This is a genomic window from Betaproteobacteria bacterium (assembly GCA_016791345.1).
In the GTDB taxonomy this organism is placed as follows: domain Bacteria; phylum Pseudomonadota; class Gammaproteobacteria; order Burkholderiales; family JAEUMW01; genus JAEUMW01.
In genome coordinates, this window is sequence record JAEUMW010000147.1 from 1 (window position 1) to 3,956 (window position 3,956).

Genomic DNA, 3,956 nt, shown 5'->3' on the forward strand with positions numbered 1-3,956 from the left:
AACTTGCCGAGGATCGAACGCACGCCGTCCTGCGGGATCTTGGCGCGATCCTCGGCCCAGTCCGTTTCCATGGTCCCGGCGCTGGGGTTTTCCTGGGCGATGACGAAACCGTTCTCCTGCCAGAAATCCTTCACCGTCGGCCACAGCTGCGCGGGATCGCCGCGCGCCACGATCCAGCGCTGCGTGCCGGAACGCTCGACACGCACGTTCTCGCCGGCCGGCAGGACGCCTTCGGCAGCGGGTGTGGTCGCCGGCTGATTGCCGCGATCGCGCGCGTAATCGGAATAGGTGGCCGTGCCGCCCGGATTCACGTCGGGCACGACGTAGCGCTCGTCGACGTTCGGCTGCGTGAGGTCCGGCGGCACCTCCAGCGGGCGTGTCTTGTTCGCCGACTTGTAGTCGATCTTCTTGCCCTCGAAGAGCGAGGTCTTGCAGCCGGACACTCCGAGGGCCGCGGCTATGGCAAGAATCACCGCCGCGGTGCGTATCGGTTTCATGGTCGGCCTCATCCTACGCGACGTCGATGCCGGCGCGCCGCATCGCTTCCGCGACCACGGGCTGCGCCGCCGCCGAGAGCGGCACCAGCGGCAGCCGGATGCCGTTGCGGATGCGCTCCATGCGGTACAGCGCCCACTTGGCAGGAATCGGATTCGCCTCGACGAACAGGTGGCGATGCAGGCCGAACAGCCGCTGGTTGATGCGCTTGGCCTCTTCGAAGTTGCCCGCCAGCGCGACGGCGCACATGTCGTGCATCAGGCGCGGCGCGACGTTGGCGGTGACGGAGATGACGCCATGCCCGCCCATCATCAGGAACGGCAGCGCGGTGGCGTCGTCGCCGGTGTAGAGCGCGAAGCCTTTGGGCGCGCGCCCGACGAGATCGGTGGCGCGTGCGAGATCGGCGGTGGCGTCCTTGATGCCGCAGATGCCGGGCACTTCGGCAAGCCGCAGCGCCGTGTCGTTCGCCATGTCGCAGGCGGTGCGTCCCGGCACGTTGTAGAGGATGATCGGCAGATCCACCGCCTCCGCGATCGCCTTGAAGTGGCGGTACAGACCTTCCTGCGTCGGCTTGTTGTAATACGGGACGACCGACAGGCTCATGACCGCGCCGGCATCCTTCGCGCAGACGGAAAGCTCGATCGCCTCGCTGGTGGAATTGGCGCCGGTGCCGGCGATGATCGGAATGCGGCCGGCGGCGTGTTCCACCGCCACACGGAGCACGAGACAGTGCTCCTCGAAGTCGAGCGTGGCCGATTCGCCCGTGGTGCCGACGACGACGAGGCCGTTGGTTTTCTGTTCCACGTGCCAGTCGATGAGCGCACGAAATGTATCCAGGTCGAGGCTGCCGTCCTCGTGCATGGGGGTGACAACTGCCACCAGACTGCCTGTGAGCATGAGACCCTGCGTCCAAAAAAAATACGCTAGTTTACCGGAAGCGCTGCGGCCTGCCCAAGGCTGAAAACCCGAGCAGTGCACCGGGGTTTGCGCGGGCCGCCAGCTCATGCGCGGCACCGACGGCGCAGATCCGCTGCACCATCGCCCGCTTGGGCGCATCAACGCACAGATCCTCGAAGGCGATGACCGCGAGGCGCCCGTGCACTGCGTCCAACAGTTCGCCCGGTTGCAGCAGGAAGTTGGGGTTGGACGGCTTGCCGAAGTGTTCGTTGCCGGCGGCGAAGGTCTCATAGAGGAGCACACCCGCGCCGTGGAGCGCGTCGAGCAGCGTGGGCAGCAGCGGGCGCCACAGGTAGTTCGTGACGATCACGGCGTCGAAGCGGGCGCCCGGATACGGCCACGGCCCCTGCTCGAGGTCGGCCACCTGCGCGCTCACGTTCGGCAGGCCTGCGAGCGACGCGATGGCCTCGGCGTCGTGGTCCACGGCACGGACATGCCAGCCCCGATGCGCGAGATACCGGGCGTGGCGGCCCCAGCCACAGGCGAGATCGAGCACCGTGCCGCCTTCCGGGATCAGCGGAGCGAAGCGCTCGATCCAGGCCGAGGGGCAGTCACTGCGGTGATCACCGGGACGGGAAGGCATGCCGCGGAGCTTATCATCGAGCGTGCGCTGTGCCTCCGATGCGCGAGCGCAGCGGGACGGGCAGGGTGATTACCGCGTACAATCTGCGTATGCGCTGTCGCCTCTTTCGTCTGCTCGCCGTGCTTCTCGTCGCTGTCCTGCCCTGGCAGGCGGTCGCTGCGTCGCGCATGATCGCGTGCGTGGAGCCTGCGCCGAGCGCTGCGGCGCCGTGTCACGAAGCGTCGATGCAGGACGACGCGACCTCGCACGGCGCCGACAAGAGCGCCGCGTGGAAGCCGTGCAACGGCTGCGCGCAGTGCCAGGCGTGCACCGCAGCTGCGCTGCCCATGACCGCACGCGACACGCTTTCCGTCTTCCCGCTGCAGCCTGTCTTCACGGCGCCGGAAGTGATTGCCGGCGTCGTGCTCGAACGTCTCGACCGCCCCCCCGTCGGGTAGCTCCGATTCCCTGGTAGTCACGACCCGCGCGCGCATGAAGCAGCGCTCGCGCGGCTCTTCGGTCCGACTTCACGTCGGGCGCGTGTCCGTGCCGCTCGCGCGGGCACCGGAGCTATGGGTGGAGCGAGATGACGATCGCACGTTTCATTGCACTATGCTGGGTTCTCGCCGCGACCGGCCTGCCGGCATCGGCGCTCGCGCAGGCGGGCTTTGCGGCTGCGCCGCCGCCTGCGGCCGGTGACACGACGCCGGCCCCGCTCGCTGCGCTGATCGACGAGGCGCTGCAGGCGAATCCCGAGGTCCGCGCAGCACGCCGCGAAATCGATGCAGCCGAGCAGCGCGTGGCGCCGGCGGGCGCGTTGAACGATCCGATGCTGGAGGTCGGCGTGCTCAATCTGCCGGTGAACACCTTCAGCTTCCGGCAGGACGACATGACCATGAAGATGATCGGCGTCGGCCAGCGCCTGCCTTATCCCGGCAAGCGGCAGCTGCGGGAGGAGGTCGCGCGCGAGGATGCCGAGGCGAGCCGGCAGCGCGCCCGCGAGACCGTCAATCGAACCGTGCGCGACGTGCGCGTCGCGTACTACGGGCTCGCGCTCAACGCGACTACGACGCGGCTCGTGCGGCGCAATCGGGACACGCTTGAGCAGCTGGTGCGCATCGCGCAGTCGCAGTACGCGGTCGGTCAGGGCAGTCAGGCCGACGTCCTCAAGGGGGAACTGCAGCGCTCGGGCATGGCGGAGGAACTCATCCGGCTCGCGCGCGCGCAGAAGGAGGTCGCCGGCGAGCTCGATGCGGCGCTCGGCCGCCCGCCCGGTCATCGCGTCGTCGTGCCGCAGCCGCTCGCCCTCGCCAGCGCGCCCCTGCCGCCGCCGGCGGCTACCGACCACGACGCCATCGCTGCGCAGCCGCAACTTCTCGGGCTGCAGAGCCGCATCGCCCGCAGTCAGAAGGTGCTCGCCTTGGCGGAGAAGGACTACTACCCGGACTTCGACTTCAAGTTCGCCTACGGCCAGCGCGACCGCGCGCAGGACGGCGCCTATCGTTCGGACATGGTGATCTTTACCGTCGCCATCAATCTGCCGGTGTGGCGCGATACCAAGCTCGGCCCGCAGGTGGCCGAGGCCGAAGCGATGCGCGGGCAGGCGCTCGACCTCTTTGAGGCGCAGCGCAATGACATCCTGATGCAGCTCCACCATCAGGCCGCGGTGGCAGAGGAGAGCCTCGCGTCGGCGCGTCTGTACGAGTCGACGATCCTGCCGCAGGCGCGGCTCGCCGTGGAGGCGTCGCTCGCGGCGTATCGCGTAAACCGTCTCGGTTTCCGCGACGTGCTCGATAGCCAGATGACCGTGTTCAACGCCGAGATCGCGCAGGCGACGGCGGTCGCGGCATACAACAAGGCGTTGGCGGAGATCGAACTGCTGACCGGGGCGCAAGTGGACGGCGCGAGCGCGCAGAGTGCAGGGGAGGGACCGCAATGAACC

General features: G+C 68.5%; 5 protein-coding genes. 2 read left to right on the forward strand and 3 right to left on the reverse strand.

Translation table 11 applies throughout. The annotated features are described in order from the left end of the window. From bamC to JNK68_06025, 3 genes are all read right to left on the reverse strand, one after another. Positions 1-497: outer membrane protein assembly factor BamC (bamC, locus tag JNK68_06015; protein MBL8539911.1), on the reverse strand; the 497-nt coding region annotated here is incomplete at its 3' end. A 13-nt stretch (positions 498-510) separates the two neighbouring features. Next, on the reverse strand, positions 511-1,392 hold the full coding sequence (locus JNK68_06020) for a 4-hydroxy-tetrahydrodipicolinate synthase (protein ID MBL8539912.1): 882 nt from the start codon (positions 1,390-1,392) through the stop codon (positions 511-513). Positions 1,393-1,423: 31 nt separating this feature from the next. Next, positions 1,424-2,035: a class I SAM-dependent methyltransferase gene (locus tag JNK68_06025; GenBank protein MBL8539913.1), complete on the reverse strand. Its 612-nt coding sequence runs from the start codon at positions 2,033-2,035 to the stop codon at positions 1,424-1,426. Between the two features lie 65 nt (positions 2,036-2,100). Between JNK68_06025 and JNK68_06030 the strand changes: the two genes are divergently transcribed. Both JNK68_06030 and JNK68_06035 read left to right on the forward strand, forming a co-directional pair. After that, positions 2,101-2,472, forward strand: a complete 372-nt coding sequence (locus tag JNK68_06030; GenBank protein ID MBL8539914.1) for a hypothetical protein — start codon at positions 2,101-2,103, stop codon at positions 2,470-2,472. Between the two features lie 128 nt (positions 2,473-2,600). Next, positions 2,601-3,953 carry a TolC family protein gene (locus tag JNK68_06035; protein ID MBL8539915.1) on the forward strand — a complete coding sequence of 451 codons (1,353 nt, stop codon included), beginning with the start codon at positions 2,601-2,603 and terminating at the stop codon, positions 3,951-3,953. The last annotated feature ends 3 nt before the right edge of the window (positions 3,954-3,956 follow it).

Excerpts from the sequence above, each read along its gene's own strand:
- JNK68_06035 (MBL8539915.1), top strand. The coding sequence starts at position 2,601 with ATGACGATCGCACGTTTCATTGCACTATGCTGGGTTCTCGCCGCGACC.
- JNK68_06025 (MBL8539913.1), bottom strand. The coding sequence starts at position 2,035 with ATGCCTTCCCGTCCCGGTGATCACCGCAGTGACTGCCCCTCGGCCTGG.
- JNK68_06020 (MBL8539912.1), bottom strand. The coding sequence starts at position 1,392 with ATGCTCACAGGCAGTCTGGTGGCAGTTGTCACCCCCATGCACGAGGAC.